Source organism: Deltaproteobacteria bacterium, from assembly GCA_016178705.1.
GTDB lineage: Bacteria > Desulfobacterota > Binatia > HRBIN30 > JACQVA1 > JACOST01.
The window spans coordinates 217,806-235,587 of sequence record JACOST010000028.1 but is presented as its reverse complement, the minus strand read 5'-3'; the positions used below and the strand labels follow the sequence as shown (position 1 = coordinate 235,587).

General features: G+C 64.8%; 16 protein-coding genes. 9 read left to right on the top strand and 7 right to left on the bottom strand.

Translation table 11 applies throughout. The features are described from left to right. Nucleotides 1-12 precede the first annotated feature (12 nt). The 3 genes from HYR72_18100 to HYR72_18090 all read left to right on the top strand — a co-directional run bounded on the left by HYR72_18100 (nt 13) and on the right by HYR72_18090 (nt 4,068). Entirely contained in the window at nt 13-240 is a 228-nt protein-coding gene (locus HYR72_18100) for a hypothetical protein (protein MBI1816896.1), read from the top strand. A 111-nt stretch (nt 241-351) separates the two neighbouring features. Further along, on the top strand, nt 352-669 hold the full coding sequence (locus HYR72_18095) for a hypothetical protein (GenBank protein MBI1816895.1): 318 nt from the start codon (nt 352-354) through the stop codon (nt 667-669). 15 nt (nt 670-684) lie between these two features. Continuing rightward, the gene (locus tag HYR72_18090) at nt 685-4,068 is read left to right on the top strand and encodes an AAA family ATPase (protein ID MBI1816894.1); all 3,384 of its coding nucleotides are present in this window, start codon (nt 685-687) and stop codon (nt 4,066-4,068) included. An 18-nt stretch (nt 4,069-4,086) separates the two neighbouring features. Here HYR72_18090 and HYR72_18085 read toward each other — a convergent pair whose 3' ends face one another. Then, nucleotides 4,087-4,881, bottom strand: coding sequence for a thioesterase family protein (locus HYR72_18085; protein MBI1816893.1), 795 nt, complete (start codon nt 4,879-4,881; stop codon nt 4,087-4,089). Nucleotides 4,882-5,021: 140 nt separating this feature from the next. Here HYR72_18085 and HYR72_18080 point away from each other — a divergent pair, with 140 nt between their 5' ends. The 3 genes from HYR72_18080 to HYR72_18070 all read left to right on the top strand — a co-directional run bounded on the left by HYR72_18080 (nt 5,022) and on the right by HYR72_18070 (nt 9,137). Beyond that, nucleotides 5,022-5,255, top strand: coding sequence for a type II toxin-antitoxin system Phd/YefM family antitoxin (locus HYR72_18080; protein ID MBI1816892.1), 234 nt, complete (start codon nt 5,022-5,024; stop codon nt 5,253-5,255). 3 nt (nt 5,256-5,258) lie between these two features. Further along, nucleotides 5,259-5,645, top strand: a complete 387-nt coding sequence (locus tag HYR72_18075) for a type II toxin-antitoxin system VapC family toxin (protein ID MBI1816891.1) — start codon at nt 5,259-5,261, stop codon at nt 5,643-5,645. Between the two features lie 102 nt (nt 5,646-5,747). After that, nucleotides 5,748-9,137 (top strand): AAA family ATPase, encoded by a 3,390-nt coding sequence (locus HYR72_18070; GenBank protein MBI1816890.1) that lies wholly within the window; start codon nt 5,748-5,750, stop codon nt 9,135-9,137. Between the two features lie 28 nt (nt 9,138-9,165). Here the strand turns inward: HYR72_18070 and HYR72_18065 are convergent, their stop codons facing one another. The 3 genes from HYR72_18065 to HYR72_18055 form a co-directional block, all read right to left on the bottom strand. Beyond that, nucleotides 9,166-9,549, bottom strand: coding sequence for a hypothetical protein (locus HYR72_18065; protein ID MBI1816889.1), 384 nt, complete (start codon nt 9,547-9,549; stop codon nt 9,166-9,168). Between the two features lie 208 nt (nt 9,550-9,757). Beyond that, on the bottom strand, nt 9,758-11,464 hold the full coding sequence (locus HYR72_18060) for a glutamine--tRNA ligase/YqeY domain fusion protein (GenBank protein MBI1816888.1): 1,707 nt from the start codon (nt 11,462-11,464) through the stop codon (nt 9,758-9,760). Between the two features lie 293 nt (nt 11,465-11,757). Then, on the bottom strand, nt 11,758-12,021 hold the full coding sequence (locus HYR72_18055; GenBank protein MBI1816887.1) for a hypothetical protein: 264 nt from the start codon (nt 12,019-12,021) through the stop codon (nt 11,758-11,760). 356 nt (nt 12,022-12,377) lie between these two features. On the opposite strand from HYR72_18055, the gene HYR72_18050 reads away from it, so the two are divergent. Then, entirely contained in the window at nt 12,378-12,782 is a 405-nt protein-coding gene (locus HYR72_18050; protein MBI1816886.1) for a cytochrome c, read from the top strand. 204 nt (nt 12,783-12,986) lie between these two features. Here HYR72_18050 and HYR72_18045 read toward each other — a convergent pair whose 3' ends face one another. Both HYR72_18045 and HYR72_18040 read right to left on the bottom strand, forming a co-directional pair. After that, nucleotides 12,987-13,199, bottom strand: coding sequence for a hypothetical protein (locus tag HYR72_18045; GenBank protein MBI1816885.1), 213 nt, complete (start codon nt 13,197-13,199; stop codon nt 12,987-12,989). A 179-nt stretch (nt 13,200-13,378) separates the two neighbouring features. Next, entirely contained in the window at nt 13,379-14,542 is a 1,164-nt protein-coding gene (locus HYR72_18040; protein MBI1816884.1) for a sigma-70 family RNA polymerase sigma factor, read from the bottom strand. 107 nt (nt 14,543-14,649) lie between these two features. Between HYR72_18040 and HYR72_18035 the strand changes: the two genes are divergently transcribed. After that, on the top strand, nt 14,650-15,675 hold the full coding sequence (locus HYR72_18035; GenBank protein ID MBI1816883.1) for a hypothetical protein: 1,026 nt from the start codon (nt 14,650-14,652) through the stop codon (nt 15,673-15,675). A 12-nt stretch (nt 15,676-15,687) separates the two neighbouring features. On the opposite strand, the gene HYR72_18030 is transcribed toward HYR72_18035, so the two are convergent. Next, nucleotides 15,688-16,386 carry a hypothetical protein gene (locus HYR72_18030; GenBank protein ID MBI1816882.1) on the bottom strand — a complete coding sequence of 233 codons (699 nt, stop codon included), beginning with the start codon at nt 16,384-16,386 and terminating at the stop codon, nt 15,688-15,690. Nucleotides 16,387-16,466: 80 nt separating this feature from the next. Between HYR72_18030 and HYR72_18025 the strand changes: the two genes are divergently transcribed. Continuing rightward, nucleotides 16,467-17,771, top strand: coding sequence for a 6-phosphofructokinase (locus tag HYR72_18025; GenBank protein ID MBI1816881.1), 1,305 nt, complete (start codon nt 16,467-16,469; stop codon nt 17,769-17,771). The last annotated feature ends 11 nt before the right edge of the window (nt 17,772-17,782 follow it).

Sequence of the window (17,782 nt, the reverse complement as noted above, 5' to 3'; positions counted from 1 at the left end):
TATGGCGTGTGTATGGCTCGCAAGCTGACGACAACGGTTCGGTTGGATCCAGAAGATGCGGACGCACTGATCCGAGCACGCGCGCACGGTTTGTCGGCGTCTCGCCTGATTCGCCAGGGGTTGCGCGTCGTAGCCGCCAAGTATTACCGCGGCCGCCGCCCGCCGTCGACGGGGCTCTTTGTCTCGACCGCCATCAAGCTGGGTGATGAGTCAGAACTCTTCAAGGATCTTGAGGAGTGAAGGGCAGCCTGATCGCCGACACGGGGGGGTCTGCTCCGTGCCCTCGCGCGCCGGCCCGACGGGCGGGCGACTTGGCCTGCCTACGCCACCGCGCTCACCAGCGCCGCAACAGTGGTGGTGCCGGCCTTGGTGCTCGCCGAGGTCGATTACTTCCTGCGCGCGGAGCGAGTGGCAATGCGCAAGCTGATTGCCGAGCTCTTCGATCCGGCGACCACGTACGAGTTCGAGTTGGCCACCCCGCGTGACATCGTGCGCGCGCTCGAACTCGATGCGAAGTTCCGCGAGTTAAGTATCGGGCTGGTGGACGGGGTGGTGGCGGCAGTCGCCGAACGGCGTCGCATCTTTCGTATTCTCACGACCGACCGGAGAGACTTTGGCGTCCTGCGCGTCGGCGAGCGCTTGGACAAATCATTCGTGTTAGTGCCGTAAGTCTGGAGCCCCGCAATGCGCTGCCCCCACTGTACCCGTGACAACCCAAACGATGCCGCGTTCTGCAGCGGATGCGGCCGCCCGTTCGCGCGGTCCTGTTCGTCCTGCGGCCGCGAGAATGTCGGCGACAGCCGCTTCTGCAATGGCTGCGGCGCCGCGTTGGTAGCTGCAAGCGACAAGCTGAAAGCTCCAAGCCAGACCCTAACCCCCAACCCCGTAACCCCTAACCCCCTGTCGTACACGCCCAAGCACCTCGCCGACAAAATCCTGCAATCGAAGTCCGCGCTCGAAGGCGAACGCAAGCAGGTAACCGTTCTCTTCGCCGACGTGAAGGGCTCGATGGAGCTGGCCGAGCAACTCGATCCGGAGGAGTGGCACCGCATTCTCGAACGCTTCTTCGAGATCCTTACCGAAGGCGTCCATCGCTTTGAAGGCACGGTGAACCAATACACCGGCGATGGCATCATGGCGCTCTTCGGCGCGCCGATCGCGCACGAAGATCACGCGCAGCGCGCGTGCTACACCGCGCTGCACTTGCGCGACACACTGAAAACTTACGCCGATGCGCTGCGCGTCGAGCACGGCCTTAACTTCTCGGTGCGCATGGGCATCAATTCGGGCGACGTCGTCGTCGGTAAAATTGGCGACGATTTGCGCATGGACTACACCGCGCAAGGGCTCACGGTCGGGCTGGCCCAGCGCATGGAAGCGCTCGCCGAGGCCGGCAAAGCGATGCTCGCCGGGTCGACGATCGATATCGTCCACGGCTACTTCGCGCTACGCGATCTCGGCACGATGAAGATCAAGGGTGTCGACACGCCGGTGCGCGTGGCCGAGCTCGAGGGCGTCGGCCAGATGCGCACACGGCTCGATCGCTCGCGCGCGCGCGGGCTGTCGAAATTCGTCGGCCGCGACGACGAGATGAACCGTCTCGAGACCGCGCTACGTCGTGCCCTCGACGGCGACGGGCAGGTGGTCGGCGTGATGGCCGAAGCCGGCTCCGGCAAATCGCGGCTGTGCTACGAGTTCCTCGAACGCTGTCGCTCGCGCGGCATCGTCGTACACAGCAGCACCGGCGTGCCGCACGGCAACGCCGTCCCACTCCAGCCGGCGCTCGAGCTGTACCGCGAGATCTACGGGATCACCCCCGAGGACACCGACGTGCAGGCACGCCAGAAGATCGCCGGCAGCGTCGCGCAGATGGCGCCCGAGGAGCTCGGATCGCTGCCGTTACTCTACGACTTCATGCGCGTGCCCGACCCGGCGCAGCCGGCCCCCGACCTGGCGCCCGACGAACGGCTGCGCGCGCTGATGTCACTGCTGCGCCGGGGCACGGCGGCGCGCAGCCGCCGCGAGCCGGCAGTGCTCGTCTTCGAGGATCTCCATTGGATCGACCCCGACACCGAGGCCGTTGTCGAGGGCATCGTCGATGCGGCGGCAGGCACGCGCACGCTCGTGCTGCTCAACTTCCGTCCCGAGTACCGCGCGAGCTGGGTGGGGCGCACGCACTACCAGCACATCGCCCTGCGCCCACTCGACGCGGCCGCCGCCGGTGCGTTGCTCAGCGATTGGCTCGGCAGCGACCCCTCGCTCGCGCGCTTCGTCGCATTGGTGTGCGCCTGCACCGGCGGCAACCCTTTCTTCATGGAGGAAGTGGTGCAAGCCCAGATCGAATCGGGTGGGCTCGTCGGCGTGCGCGGACACTTCCGCCTGCAGCAGCCGATCGAGAGCATCGACGTGCCGACGAGCGTGCAGAGCCTGCTGGCGGCCCGTATCGATCGACTTGAAGAAGCGACCAAACGCCTCTTGCAAACCGCGGCGGTGATCGGCGACGAAGTGGTTGAAGCAGTGCTCGAACGAGTCGCCGGGCTCGACAGCGACACGCTGCGCGGCGGCGTGCGCCAGTTGGTGCAGAGCGAGTTTCTCTACGAGGCCGCGCTCTATCCGCGCAGCGAATACGCCTTCAAGCACCCGCTGACGCGCGAGGTCGCCTACGCCTCGCTGCTGCGGGAACGGCGGCGCGCGCTGCACGCGGCCGTGGCCACGGCACTCGAAATCCTCGCCGGCGCGGCGGTGGATCAACGCGCGCTCCTGCTCGCCCACCACTGGGAGCAGGCGGGGCGCAACCTCGAAGCCGCGCGCTGGCAGGCGCACACGGCGGCGCGGCTGGGCTCGAATGCCGGTGAAGCCGTCGTCCACTGGCGCAAAGTGACGGAGCTGCTCGCCGAGGAGCGCGAATCACCGGAAGCACGCGCGTTGCTCGGCCAGGCGCGCGCCCGGCTAGTGTATGCCGCCGGACGCAGCGCCGCGCCCGAGGCGGAGGTGGCGCAACTGTTCGCGGAGGCGCGCCGCGAGTTGGGGGACGCCGATTCGCGCGATCTCACCTGGGCGCTCAACAGCTACGCCGTGGTACGCAACGGCGCCGGCGCGGTCGAAGAGGCCCAGCGTTTGAACGTCGAGGCGATGGAGATGGCGCGGCGCCTCGACGACGCCGCTCTCATCGTCGCGAGCGAGACGTGCCGGAGCATCATCTATTTCTCGACGGAGTTTCCCGACGAATACACCCGCATCACCGCCGAGATCGAACGCTTGTGCGCCACCGATCACTCGCTCGGCGAGGACGTCATTGGCTGGCGGGCATGGGCCACCGTGCGCACGCTCGGCATCAACACGCTCTTCCGGCGCGGCGCCGGTGGCGAGGTGGACGCGCGGCTGGGGGAGATGCGTCTTCGGGTCGGCGAGAGCCGCAACGCGGTCGAGCAAGTGATGCTGCATTCCATCTCCGCCACCGTGCGGAGCAAACGCGGCGACGTGACTGCCGCCATCGAGCACGCACGGCAAACGCTCGAATGGGCGACGCAGTCGCAAAATATGATGCTGCGAGTGGTCGGGCACGTCACACGGGGCTCGGCACTGCTCAGTGCCGGGCGACTCGACGAGGCGCTCGAGCAAGTCGACCAAGCACTGGTGCTGGCGATTGATCGCGCCATATCGAAACCGTTCGCGGCTGCGCCTGGCCTGCCGCTGCTCGCCGAGATCCAACTCCGCCGCGGCGACATCGGCGCGGCGCGCGCCGCCGCCGAGCGCGGCATCGAGTTGGCCCGCGCGATGGGATACCGGCACGCCGAAGCGAACAACTTGATCGCGCTGGCGCGGTCGCTGGTTGCCGGCGGGGACGACGCTGGCGCGGAGACCACGCTCGCCCAGGCGTCGGAGCTGGCGACGGCGCTGGACGCGCGCGACTTGTTGGCGCGCATCGAGGAAGCGCGCGCCGAGCTGGCGCGGCACCGCAAAGACGACATCAGTTGCGAACGCGCGCTGCGCGAAGCCGCACGCCGGCACCGCGACAACGGCGAGGAATGGCTGGCGACGCAGGCCGAAGCGAGAATCGGCGCGTGATCCGCGGCCGTGCTCAGATCACGCCGAGAGCTTTTCGATGAGCAGCGATTGCGCCGCGCGCCCGATCGGCCCGCGTTCGTCGAAGAGGAGGCTCTCGGCCCAACCGACGCCGTGAGGTTGGACGTAGGTCACCGCGTCGAGGCAGACCCATTCCCCTTCGGGGTAGCGATCGAGATAGATGGTGAGGTCGGGGTTGATGAAGAGGTAGCCCTCGGCCGGGTTCAGCACTGAGCTGACGCCATTACCGAAGTCGGCGGCTGCCGCCACGCGACAGAGCGGTGACGTCGGTTCACCCTGAACGAGCGGCACGCGCAGGCGGATCCAATCGGTGGCGGGTCCGGGCCGATCGAACCCGCCGGCGACAAATCGATGCTCCACCGCATGACTGTGAAAGGCTTCGTCGCCGGACTCCGCCGCGCGTGGCGCGCTGGTTATCCCCGCCTCCGGTCCGGGTGGCAACGCCACCGTCGGCAAGCCCGAAGGCAGGGGGACATCGGCGCGGCGAATCCGCAACGCGGTGCAGCGCGCCACTTCGACCTCCGCCGTGCACAACGACGCCTCGATCAGTTGCACCTTCTTTCCCGGCCGGAGGAGACGTTCGCGTATCGTCAACGGCACGAGCGGAACCGGTCGCAACAGCTCGATCGTCAGCCGCGCCACGAACATCCGGTCGCCGTCCGCGAAGCCCTCGACCGCGCGCGCCAGCAGCGCCGACGGCGGTCCGCCATGTTGCGCGTCACGACTCCACGGGCCGCGCGCCGAGTCGGTGGGAACGAAGCGCTCCCCGTCGCGAAAAAAGATGGCGTCACTCATGCGCCGGCGATAACCGGCGCGCCACGCTACCGCCAGCGCCGGCTGTCGCTCGGGTCGTAGCGCGCTGCGATCACCAACGGTCCAGCGCCCCGCTGCGGGCTCGATTGACCACGTTAGCTAATCCGTGTTAGTCGACCCACATGAAGGTGGTGACGATTCACGCGGCGAAGACCAACCTTTCACGCCTGATCGAGGAAGTGACCGGCGGTGAGCACGTCGTGATCGCGCGCGGCAAGGACCCAGTGGCGCGGCTCGTGCCCATCAAGCCGCAGAAGAAGGGCCGGGTGTTCGGCGCCATGCGCGGACGCGCCAAGGTTGACCACCGCTTCTTTGAGCCCCTGCCCGATAAGGAAATCGAAGCCTGGGAGCGTTGAGGCGTGCGCGTCCTGCTTGATACGCACGCCCTGCTCTGGTGGCTCGACGGTGATCGACGTTTGAGCCGGCGCGCACGCAACGTGATCGCCGACGACGACAACGCCGTCCTGGTCAGTGCCGCCTCGGCCTGGGAGATCTCGACGAAGGTGCGGTTGGGCAAACTCCCGGGCGCGATCGAGGTCGCCGCCGAGTTCCCCACGATCTTGCGGGGGCAGAATTTCGAGCCCTTGTCGATCGCCATCGTCCACGCCCTGAGAGCCGGGAATCTGCCCGGGCCGCATCGAGACCCGTTTGACCGCATGCTGATCGCCCAGGCGCAAGATGAAGACCTGGCACTGGTGAGCAACGAACGGGTCTTCGACGCGTACGGCGTTCGACGGGTCTGGTGACAGCGGGCGGTGGGCGGTGCGGTGTACGGCGAACAGGTTTGCGAATCCACTGAGCGACAGCCGCGTCGATCGCCGCGCGCGATCGACGCGGGAGCGCGGCCTATGACCTGCACTGTCTGCGGACACCAGAATCGCGCTGGAGCGAAGTTCTGCGAAGAGTGCGCCGCGCCGATCGAGTCAATCTGCGCGCGCTGCGGTGCCGAGCTACGTCTCACTGCAAAATTTTGCGACGAGTGCGGCGCGGCGCTAGTAGGCAGTAGACAGAAGGCAGTAGGCAGTTCCCCTCCTGCTCTGTCCCTAACCCCCAACCCAATAACCCCTAGCCCCATTTCGTACACCCCCAAACATCTCGCCGACAAAATCCTGCAATCGAAGTCCGCGCTCGAAGGCGAGCGAAAGCGAGTGACTGTCCTGTTCGCCGACGTGAAGGGATCGATGGAGCTGGCCGAACAGCTCGATCCCGAAGAGTGGCACACGATCCTCGATCGCTTCTTCGCCATCCTCACCGACGGCGTTCACCGATTCGAAGGCACGGTGAACCAGTACACCGGTGACGGCATCATGGCGCTCTTCGGCGCGCCGATCGCGCACGAAGATCACGCGCAACGTGCCTGTTACGCGGCGCTGCATCTGCGCAATCGCCTGCGCCAGTACGCCGACGAGCTGCGCGTCAACCCGGGTGTGAACTTCTCCTTCCGTCTCGGCTTGAACTCGGGCGAGGTGATTGTCGGAAAAATTGGCGACGATCTGCGCATGGACTACACCGCGCAGGGGCACACCGTGGGCCTGGCGCAGCGCATGGAGCAGCTCGCGCCGCCGGACGGTATCGCGCTCTCGCAGCACACGCAGAAGCCGGTCGACGGCTTCTTTGCGCTGCGTTCACTCGGGCCGGTGCCGGTCAAAGGAGTGCGCGAACCAATCGGCGTGTTCGTGCTCGAAGGCGTCGGCAGCCATCGCACGCGCCTCGATACTTCACGAGCCCGCGGGCTGTCGCGCTTCGTCGGTCGCAGCGACGAGATCGAGGCACTCGAGTCGGCGTTGCAACGTGCGCTCGCGGGTACGGGACGCGTCGCCACGGTGGTCGGCGAGCCGGGAGTCGGCAAGAGCCGGCTGTGCGTCGAGTTCATCGAACGCTGTCGCGCGCGCGGACTGATGGTCTACGAAGCCCACTGCCCGGCGCACGGGAAGACTATTCCGTATCTCCCGCTGCTCGAACTGTTGCGCAACCTGTTCGGCATCACGGAGCAAGACGGGCCGCGTGAGGCGCGGCAGAAGATCGCCGGCGAACTGGCGCTGCTCGACGACGGGTTCGCCGACGACCGCGCCCTCGTGCTCGACTTCCTCGGTGTCACCGATCCGAAGGCGCCCGCGCTCCAACTCCAACCCGCGGTGCGGCAGCGCCGGCTCTTCACCTTCCTCCGCCGTCTGATCCAACTGCGCACCGAGGCCGAGCCGATCGTGTTGCTGATCGACGACCTGCACTGGATCGATCCCGGTAGCGATCTGTTCGTGGCGCAGATCGTCGAGGCGGTGAGCGCGACGCGCACGCTCCTGTTGGTCAACTTCCGGCCGGAATATGAGGCCGACTGGACCCGGAAGTCGTGGGTGCTGCAACTGCCGATGGCGCCGCTAAGCGCGGAGGCGCTGGCGGATCTGGTGCGCGACTGGGTGGGATCGAGTCCGTCGGTCGCGGCGCTCCCCGCGCTGGTGCGTGCGCGCTCGGGAGGCAACCCGTTCTTCGCCGAGGAGATCGTGCTCTCGCTGCTCGACACCGGCCGTCTCGTCGGCACGCGCGGCGCGTACGAGTTGACAACGGCGCTCGACGCTCTCGAGGTTCCCGCGACGGTACAGGCGCTGCTCGCGGCGCGCATCGACCGCCTCGGTGAGCGCGAGAAGCAGTTGCTGTATACGGCAGCGGTCATCGGCAAGGAGTTTCCCCGCCCCCTGTTCGAGTCAGTGGTGGAGGTCCACGGCGACGATCTCGATGCCGCGTTGGCGGCGTTGCTCGCGGCCGAGCTGGTGTACGAGCGTGCGATCTATCCGGTGGCGGAATACGCCTTCAAGCATCCACTGACACACGAGGTCGCGCTGGGTGCGCAGCTCACCGCGGCCCGGCGCGCGCGGCACGCGGCGGTCGCGGAAGCAATCGAAGTCACCGAAGCCGAGCGGCTCGACGAGCACGCCGGCTTGCTGGCGCATCACTGGACCGAAGCGGGTGAGGCGTTGCGTGCTGCCACGTGGCACGTGCGCGCAGCGCGCTGGGTACGCATCACCGATCTGGCCGCGTCCCGGCGCCACTGGGCGCAAGCGCGCATGCTGCTCGTGGCGCTCCCGGACTCCTCCGAGCGCACCCGGTTCCTCCTCGAAGTGTATCCCGAGCTCATCAACACGCTCGATCGCCTGGGCGCCGAGCCGGCCGAATCGGACGCCGTATTTCGCGAGGCGGTCGATCTCGCCCGGAGTGCAGGCGATCGGCGCACCGAGGCGTTGCTCGAAGCCGCCTATGGCAACCTCAAGAGTTCGCATAGCGACTTCGTCAGCATGGTCGAGCACTCTTCGTGCGCGATAGCGCTTGCCGACACCCAGGGCGATCGGGCCATCGGGCTCTTCGCGCGCCATTTTCTGGGGCGTGGTTACGCATGGCAAGCGCGCTGGAAGGAAAGCCTCGCGGTCTTTGACCAGAGCGTTGCGATCGCCGGCGGCGATGCCGCCGCCGAAATCGAAGTGCTCGGCTGGCGGCCCTATGTAGAGTCCCTCGGCATTCGCGGTGCGGTGCTCAGCATTCTGGGCCGCCCCCGTGAAGCGCTTGAGTTCGCTGAGCGCTTCCCTGAGCTGCTCCGCCGCTCTGGGATCGGTTCGGATATTTCATCGGCTGCAAGCGACCGGTTCTGGCCATGCTGGGTATTGGGAGATGCGCCGCGCGCCCGGCGCTACTCTAACGAAGCGTTGCAGTTGGCCGAGCGTTACGGCTCCGACCGAAATATTGTGTACGCGCTGATGGCGTGCGGCAATGCGAGCACGCTCGGACTTCGATGGGAAGAGGGCAACGGATTTTTTGAGCGCGCGCGACAGCGAATCTCGGCGACCGGCGCGGGCGGAGAGTGGAGCCTATTCGTCGATCCTCACCAGGCACTCTGTCTGGCAGGCATGGGCGACCGCGAGCGAAGCCTGGATCTGGCGCGCAGAAGTGCGGAACTGGCATCGACCGACACGGCACGCGCGGTTGGCTTTCTTAGGGCGCGTGTGCTGCGCATGGTCAACGGCGCGACCCACCTCGATGAGCTCGAAGCCCAGATTGCAGAAACGCTTGAAGTCCTGCGGCGCAATGACGCAAAGGGTTGGCTGCCTCTGCTTCTGCTGGAGAGAGCGGGACTGGCTCGCCTGCGCGGTGATGCGGACGGCTTGGCGCGCGACCTGGCCGAAGCGCGGCGCCTCTTCGCCGAGATGGACGTCACCGGCTGGGACGACTACGCGCGGTCGATCGAGGGATGAACCGCGCGATCTGTTGGAGGGTGGGGAGCTATGCGGGTGAGGCCAGAGAAGTGGCTGCGGAACCGTCGCGCTCTATCAGGATCGCCCGGAGTCGCGTCATGTCATCGAGCGCCTCGCGCCATCCAAGTTCCATCGCGAAGGCGAGGCAAGCGGCCACTTCCTTGCCGCTGGTGAATGCCTTGTCGAAGAAGGATTCTCCATCAATCGTGATCGCGTCATACTCCGCGATGCAGTGAAGGTGTTGCCCAGTCAGCTTCGCAACCTTCTCTGACTCGATCAAGCGAATCGCTTCTTCGAGAGAACGCAGCACGAGCCGTCGTTCCCAAGTGTGGAGCTCGGCGAGCAATCGTTCTTTTGCTCGCTCTTGGGCTCGCTGTTCCCGCTCCACGCCGCTGCCGCACTGTGTCTGCATGGTGGCTGTCTCTTTCCAATTGGCATCGCTCATCATCCGCAGGTGAGCACTCTAGTCAAGCGTTCCAGCAAGGCACAGGCCGCCGCGCGCAGCCTCGGCTTTTTCGGAAGGATCGTCGCGCGATTCGCGCGAGCGGTGCTAACTCGATCTGGCAGTGCCCGTTACGCTTAGCACCTGGCCGACGAGCGAGGCCCACTTCAGACCCACTTCACACCGCCCGTTTTTTCTCGATCTTTGCCCAGGCATCCTTCAAACCGACGATGCGATTGAAGACGAGCGCGCCAGCTCGCGTGAGTTTCGGGTCGACGCAGAAGTAGCCCTGCCGTTCGAACTGCACGCGATCACTGGGCTGTGCGGTTGCGAGCGACGGTTCGATCTTGCAGCCTTGGAGAACTTCGAGCGAGTTGGGATTAATCGCGGCGAGGAAATTCTCTTCGCGGTCGGGAAACTCCACGGCGAACAGGCGCTCGTACAAACGGGCCTCGGCATCGATGGCGTGCGGCGCCGAGACCCAGTGCAACGTGCTCTTCACTTTGCGCCCGTCGGGGGAATCGCCGCCGCGGGTCGCGGGATCGTAGGTGCAGTGGACTTCGGTGACCTCACCGGTCTGCGGATGCTTCACCACACTCTGACACGTAATGAAGTAGGCGTAGCGCAGGCGTACCTCCTTGCCGGGGGAGAGGCGGAAATACTTCGCCGGAGGCACTTCGCGGAAGTCGTCCTGCTCGATGTACAGCACCTTGGAAAACGGCACCGCGCGCGTGCCGGCGGATGGGTCCTCCGGGTTGTTGACCGCCGCAAGTTGCTCGACGTGATCCGCCGGGTAGTTGTCGATGATCACGCGAAGCGGCTTGAGGACCGCCATCGCGCGCGGGGCGCGCTGGTTGAGATCTTCACGGATGCTGTGTTCGAGCATGGCGACGTCGACCGTGCTGTTCGCCTTGGCTACGCCGATGCGCTCGCAGAAGTTGCGGATTGACTCGGGCGTGTATCCGCGGCGGCGGTAGCCGGCGAGGGTGGGCATGCGCGGGTCGTCCCATCCATCGACGTGCCCGTCGCGCACGAGCTGCAACAGTTTGCGTTTGCTGAGCACGGTGTAGGTCACGGCAAGGCGGGCGAATTCGATCTGCCGCGGGTGGCAGGGCACGTCGAGCTGGTCGAGGAGCCAATCGTAGAGCGGGCGGTGGTCCTCGAACTCGAGCGTGCAGATCGAGTGGGTAATCCCTTCGATGGCGTCGGAGAGCCCGTGGGCGAAGTCGTACATCGGATAGATGCACCACGTGTCGCCGGTGCGATGGTGGTGGGCCTTCTTGATGCGATAGATGGCGGGATCGCGCAGGTTGATATTGCCCGACGCCATGTCGATCTTTGCCCGCAGCACGCAGGCGCCTTCCTCGATCTCGCCGCGCCGCATCTGCTCGAACAGGTCCAGGTTCTCTGCGATTGGACGATCGCGATACGGACTGTTCTTGCCCGGTTCTGTCAGTGTGCCCCGGTAGGCGCGCGTCTCTTCCGCGGTGAGGTGGCAAACGTACGCCTTGCCCTTGCGGATCAACTCGACGGCGAACTCGCAGAGACGCGCGAAGTAGTCCGAGGCGTAGAACTTCTTGTCGCCCCAATTGAAACCCAGCCAGCGCACGTCGGCCTGGATCGAATCGACGTACTCGACGTCTTCCTTGACCGGGTTGGTATCGTCGAAGCGCAGGTGGCAGACGCCGCCGAACTCGCGCGCGATGCCAAAGTTCAGGCAGATCGATTTCGCGTGACCGATGTGCAGGTAGCCGTTCGGTTCGGGTGGGAAGCGAGTGCACACGGATGAATGCTTGCCGCTCTTGAAATCGCTGGCGACGATCTGGCGAATGAAGTCGGTTCCGCCTGTGGGCGAGGTCGATTCGGCTATTGGGCTCTCACTCATCGTGGCGCATCTCCTGTTCGGCGTGCTCCGATGGATAACAGCTTTCGTCGCGCATGCAACGCCGCGGAGATGGACGTGGGAAGGCGGAGGCGCTTTTCGCCGCTGCCTATACTTAGCGGCGGAACTCGTCGCCCCGGAAGGCAGATGGATTGGGTCGGGTATGCAGCGCGCCCACGAGGCGGGTCACCCTTGGACGCGATCGCCAGACTTCGAAGCTACATGTATCAGCACGGCCACGGTCGGCAAAAATCCACAAGGCGACGCGACTACGAGCGTGGCGATCGACGACTTGGCTAGTCGGCTAGTATCCAGAAGAACCACACTGCCCAGACGGCCGCACCCATGATCATCAGCTTGCCGGCGATGTCGCGGTCAGTGCGCCACCGAGCGGCCGCAGCATTTGCGGACCGGCGCGTTGCACCTTCCTTCACGATATCGACGACACGCCAGTGACCCAGGCCCGACGTCTGGATGCGCTCCTCGAGTGTCTTGCGCGCGGTCAAGACATCCGGGCCTGGTACGTCGTGGAATCGTACGGTCGCTCTAAAATTCGGCATGGCTCTCTCCTACGTGCCCCCGCAGCAGGCACGCTGGACCTATTCTCCTCTCCGTGCCCGCCGCTGCCTCCCAACCTACCGACAACAGCTGCAAACATCTTTACCGCATTTCAAAGCACCTGCCTACTCAGTAAAATCCCCTAGGGTCAAATCGGCGGCGTGTTCGGCCGCGTCAGTGATTCGATCAGTCGCACCCCGGATGCGATGGAGCGCTGCGCGGGGCACGGTCGAGCATAGACTTGAGCTTCGGCCGCTCATCTGCGATATCGGTCGGCATCGTGAAGCCTCGACGGTCGCGCATGCAACCCAACTCGCCCCCGCGTTTCCTGGTTGGATCGACAGGCAGGCTTCCCGCGATGGCTGTTTTGGCGATCAGTTTCAGCCTGACCCTGGCAACCGCTCAGCCATCCGTGGCTCGGCCAAACGACGGACAGCGCGCGTATCAGCAGTACTGCGCCGTGTGCCATGGTGAAGACGGCACGGGCACTAGCCCCATGCGCGTGGCGTTTCGTGTACCACCAACCGATCTAACCGGTTTAGCAAAAAAAGCTGGAGGCTTTCCGCGTTCCGACTTGCTCAGGATATTGGATCAGACCAAGCCAGTTGATGCCCACGGTTCGCGCGACCTGCCAATCTGGGGCGAAACGTTCTGGCGCCCAGCCGGCGAAGAGGAACGCGACCGCTCGCCGCAGTCGAAGACGATTGATGACATCATCTCCTACCTGGAGAGCATGCAAGCCGCCAAGGCTTCGCGCCCGTAACGGCAGCCCGCGACCGTCTCGATGACGGCTCGCGATCAAATTGATGCTAGCGAGGGAGGTTCAGGCGGTCCGATCACATCGGACCTGTTGTTCTAGACAGCGCCGGAGAGCGCTGGACGAAAACTAGCGCGTCTCAGTCGAGACGCTTATGCGACGAGTGCGAGACATCGCGACTCCGCAGATGATGCGTGTATTCGGTTGCTTCTATGCCTGGCCTTCCGGGCTCAGATTGAGATTGACCAGCGCGAAGAACAATTCATCGAGTGAACGATAGCGGAACACCTGGGGCTGCCCCGGTGCCAAGTCGACCGGATCAACACTCCATCCGGACGCTTCGTCGCCATAGACCGGGAACACTTCCAAACCGATCTTCATCAGCTGGGCATTGACCGCGGTTGGAACGTGCGAGTGCGTCATTCGGTCTCTCCTTTCGAAGGAATTTTCTCTCATCCCTGCCAATCAATCAGCTGAGCAGAAAGCATGCCATGACTTCTTGTGGGAGACCGGTTCGGAGCGCTCCGCCTCCACACAATTCATCGGCGTTACTAAACTGCACGGCGGCCTCGCTGGCGTGGCGGTGTGACACGCGCAGCACATCAGTGCAGGAGCTCACCGAGACCTTGACGTTCGCAGATCACCCGCATTTGGCGCAGCGCGCGCGCCTCGAGCTGGCGAATGCGTTCTCGGCTCACCCCGAAGCGCGTTCCGATCTCATCGAGCGTCTCGCAGGAGTCGCCACTGACACCAAAGCGCAGGCGCAGAATCGCCGCTTCGCGCGCGGGTAGTTCGTTGAGGGCTGCCGCCATCTGGGCGGTCAACTCTCGGCCACACATTAGACTGTCCGGTTCCCACTCGTCGGGAGCCGGCAGAATGCTGTCCAGAGTGCGCTCATCATCGGCACCGATCGGTGCGGTCAACGACACACAGTAGAGCGACTGTGTCATCGTTGCTACTTGCTCAGCGCTGAGGCTCGCCTCGGCAGCCATCCGCTCGCGCTCTTCTCCCACCGCTTCGGTGGGGATGTGCGCCATTTTTCTCCGCAGTTGATTCCAGTGTACGGGAGTACGGATCAACGATCCCTGGCAATCCCCCGCTCGAGCAATCTGCTGCCAGATCCACCACACGGCGTAGGTGCTGAACTTGAGTCCACGACTAGGTTCGAACTTCTCGACAGCCCGCACCAAACCGATGGTTCCTTCCTGAATCAGATCGAGCAACGACAGCGTGGGATGGCGGTAGCGGCGAGCAATCATCGCCACCAAACGAATGTTGGCCGTCACCATCTGATCGCGTACGGCGCGGTAGGCAACCAGCGCGCGTTCGAGTCTGCCGACAAACTGCGCGGTCCGCTCGCGCTCTTTTGGCGACGGAGCATCAGCGATCCAACGGCGTGCCTCGTTGAGCACGAGGAGAGTCTCCCGTTCCCGAAAATCAGCGTCGGGGTGGACTAAGCTCCGGCCGGCGTCGGCGAGGGCAGCCGACACGAGCCGCCGCTGGCCGCGCAACAAACGCACAATCACCCCTCGCCGCATGGCGATCTCATTCGCCAACTGTGTTTCCTCGTCACGATCCAGCCGCGCAGTTTCTGCGACATCCGCAAAAAAAACGTTCGCCAGATCGACGTCCGCGCGCGCTCCCTCTACGTCGGCCGTTGCCTCATCGTCTTCCTGTGGCAGCGGCGTTTCGAGTTCCGGGTCGGCCTCGATTGAACTGCTCTTGTCGCTCAGCCGCGCGAGATCCTCTGTCGTATCTAATTGCATATGCCCCTTTTGACGCACCCCTCGAACTTCTGATTCACAGCACTCCCCGTGCCACCTAGCTTCCGCCAACGTTGCTTCGCCCGGTAGCGAAGGTTATGGGACTTCGCGTGTCTCATTCTCGCACGGGTGACAGTCAGATCGCACTACGGCCAGGAAAACTCCCGATCCGGCTACTACGCCAATTGATCCGCTATACCGGCGCGCCAGACCCGAACGTCTACGTCGGGCCACGTTTTGGAGAAGACGCAGCCGTCATCGATCTTGGAAACCAATACCTGATTCTCAAAAGCGATCCGGTAACATTCACTGCCGCAGAGATCGGCTGGTACGCGGTCCACGTCAATGCCAACGATGTTGCGGTCATGGGCGCGACGCCGCGATGGTTCCAGACCACCTTGATCGTGCCACCGCGCACCACCGCGGCCACAGTACGAACAATCATCCGCGACATCGATCGAGCCGCGCAACGATTGGGCATCGCGATCACCGGCGGTCACACTGAGGTGTCTGCGGCGGTCAACCAGCCAATCATCGCGGGCGACATGCAAGGGCTCGTCGCCAAGAAGCACTTGGTCACCTCAGCGGGGGCGCGAGCGGGCGACTGCGTCGTGCTGACCAAGTCGGCAGGCATCGAGGGCACGTCGATCCTCGCGCGTGAACGGCCTGTCGTTGCGCGCCGAGTTCTCGGTCTCAAGGGCCAGCAGGTGGCGGCTCGGTTTCATCACCAACCAGGCATCTCAGTCGTCGCTGACGCTCGCATGGCTGCTCGTGCGGGGGCGACCGCGATGCACGACCCGACTGAAGGCGGCGTGGCCGCTGGTCTGTTCGAGTTGGCGACCGCGTCCGAGTGCCGTCTGCAGATTGATCTCGATCGCATCACCATCCACCCGCTCACGACCAAGCTTTGTGAACACTTCGCCATCAATCCGCTGGGACTGATCGGTTCGGGAAGTTTGCTGGCGACGCTGCCGGCACCACGCGCCGCGGCACTCATCGCTCGGCTCGCGAGCGCCGGCATTGCCGCTGCGGTGATCGGGTCAGTTCAACGCGGCCGCGGCGTCGCCGCGCGCCGCGACGGCAAACGCGCGCGCTTCACCTGGTCGGAACGCGATGAACTGACCCGCGTCTTGTGAGCGCGGTGCCACTCACAGCGCCAGCGCCCACACTCGCCCGGATTCCCACAGGCGCTCCTGCACCTCCGGCCAGACTTCCCACAACTCGTCGCCGATCATCGACCGCAAGCGGTCGCTCGCGTAGTAGATCAGCAAACCGCAGTCGTACCGCCACCCGCGCGAGACGTCGCCGCCAGTGGCCGCATACATCGCGACGCGATAGGCGCCGCGGGTCAGCTCGGCGCGATCGTCGGAGTACACGATCTCGCCCACGGCACCGAACGGCAACGGCGTCTGCAAGCGAAAGTCGGGCGCCGGGGCTTTGGTGGGCGCGCGGAAGACCGCCGACTCGTCCGGTAGTTCAGCGACCGCTTCGCGCACCCGCTCGAACGTCCGCTCAATCGCCGGCTTGGCCAGGCCGAGAGCCGTGTCGTGCTGCGTCGGACCGCGCTCTTCTCCGCCATAGCGGAAACACATGAACGGGTCGGCGCGGATTTCCCGCCGCTCACACCACGCAACCAGCGCATCGTCGATCTTCCCGAACACTAATTTGCGGAAGGCCGCCTCACGGTTGAAGCGCTTGTGCGCGGCACGACTGTCGTTTGCGCCCTTGTCGAGAATCATGCGGACGCACTGTTTGTCAGCGATGACTTCATCGCTCGCTAAACTGTTTTCGAGGAAGCGAAAGAACGCGCGCGCGACGTCGCGCCGAACATCGAGGGCGGTCGGCATGCGCCGGAACTAAGTTCAGCGACGCGCGAAGTCAACCCAGCTGGCCTTGATTTGCGACCCAGTCGGCCGATACTGCACGCATGAGCCACCGCAAGAACATGGCGATACTGGTCGGGGGCGGACCCGCTCCCGGCATCAACAGCGTGATCGGCGCGGCCACCATCCGCGGCATCGTGGAAGGGATCGACGTGCTCGGCATTCGCGACGGCTTCGAATGGATCATGCACGGGAACGTCGAGCACGTGCGGCCACTGTCGATTGACGAGGTGAGCCGGATTCACTTTCGCGGCGGCTCGTACATCGGCATCTCACGCGCCAACCCAACGCTGGACCCGCAGCACCTCGAAAACACCGTGATCTCATTGTTGCGCCTCAACGTCTCGCAGCTCATCACCATCGGCGGCGACGACACCGCCTTCTCGGCGATGAAACTGGAGGAGAAATCCGCCGGTCGCATTCGCGTCGTGCACGTCCCGAAGACGATCGACAACGACCTCGATCTGCCGCCCCACGTCGACACCTTCGGCTACCAGACCGCGCGCCATCTCGGCGTCGAGATCATCAAGAACCTGATGGTCGACGCGGAGACCACGTCGCGCTGGTATTTCATCATCGCCATGGGGCGCAAAGCCGGCCACCTCGCGCTCGGCATCGGCAAGGCCGCGGGCGCCACACTCACGCTCATTCCGGAAGAGTTCGGCGGTGGCCGCATCCAATTCAAAGCGATCGTCGACACCTTGGTCGGTGCTATCATCAAGCGACTCAGCGCTGGGCGACGCGACGGCGTCGCGGTGGTCGCCGAGGGTGTGGTGCTCGGGATCGATCCGCAGGAACTCGCGCAGGTCGAGGACATCGAGCGCGACACCCATGGCAACATCCGCATCGCCGAGGTCGACATCGGCGAGATCCTCAAACGCGCCGTGATCGCGCGGCTCAAGCAGTTTCACATCAAGACCACGATCGCGGCGAAGAACATCGGCTACGAGCTGCGCTGCGCCGATCCGATACCGTTCGATATGGAGTACACGCGCGACCTCGGCTACTGCGCCGCCAAGTATCTGCTGGCCGGTGGGAATGCGGTGATGATCTCGATGCAAGGCGGGAAGTTCGTACCCGTCCCCTTCGCCCAACTGATCGATCCGCAGACCGGACGCACGCGTGTCCGCATGGTCGACGTCCACAGCGCACGCTACGCCATCGCTCGCCGCTACATGATCCGATTGCGGCGCGATGACTTCGAAGATCCGCACGAACTGGCGAAGTTCGCCGCCACCGTGGGGTTGACGCTGCAAGAATTCCGGCAGCAGTTCGAGTATCTGATCGAGACCGAGCCCCCGCCGCTGCAGATCGAACCCCTGCCCACAGCCGCCGGCACGACGACGTGAACCGGTGAGCA

Excerpts from the sequence above, each read along its gene's own strand:
- HYR72_18090 (MBI1816894.1), top strand. The coding sequence starts at position 685 with ATGCGCTGCCCCCACTGTACCCGTGACAACCCAAACGATGCCGCGTTC.
- HYR72_18050 (MBI1816886.1), top strand. The coding sequence starts at position 12,378 with ATGGCTGTTTTGGCGATCAGTTTCAGCCTGACCCTGGCAACCGCTCAG.
- HYR72_18085 (MBI1816893.1), bottom strand. The coding sequence starts at position 4,881 with ATGAGTGACGCCATCTTTTTTCGCGACGGGGAGCGCTTCGTTCCCACC.
- HYR72_18100 (MBI1816896.1), top strand. The coding sequence starts at position 13 with ATGGCTCGCAAGCTGACGACAACGGTTCGGTTGGATCCAGAAGATGCG.
- HYR72_18055 (MBI1816887.1), bottom strand. The coding sequence starts at position 12,021 with ATGCCGAATTTTAGAGCGACCGTACGATTCCACGACGTACCAGGCCCG.
- HYR72_18030 (MBI1816882.1), bottom strand. The coding sequence starts at position 16,386 with ATGCCGACCGCCCTCGATGTTCGGCGCGACGTCGCGCGCGCGTTCTTT.
- HYR72_18080 (MBI1816892.1), top strand. The coding sequence starts at position 5,022 with ATGAAGGTGGTGACGATTCACGCGGCGAAGACCAACCTTTCACGCCTG.
- HYR72_18060 (MBI1816888.1), bottom strand. The coding sequence starts at position 11,464 with ATGAGTGAGAGCCCAATAGCCGAATCGACCTCGCCCACAGGCGGAACC.
- HYR72_18070 (MBI1816890.1), top strand. The coding sequence starts at position 5,748 with ATGACCTGCACTGTCTGCGGACACCAGAATCGCGCTGGAGCGAAGTTC.
- HYR72_18040 (MBI1816884.1), bottom strand. The coding sequence starts at position 14,542 with ATGCAATTAGATACGACAGAGGATCTCGCGCGGCTGAGCGACAAGAGC.
- HYR72_18025 (MBI1816881.1), top strand. The coding sequence starts at position 16,467 with ATGAGCCACCGCAAGAACATGGCGATACTGGTCGGGGGCGGACCCGCT.
- HYR72_18065 (MBI1816889.1), bottom strand. The coding sequence starts at position 9,549 with ATGCAGACACAGTGCGGCAGCGGCGTGGAGCGGGAACAGCGAGCCCAA.
- HYR72_18045 (MBI1816885.1), bottom strand. The coding sequence starts at position 13,199 with ATGACGCACTCGCACGTTCCAACCGCGGTCAATGCCCAGCTGATGAAG.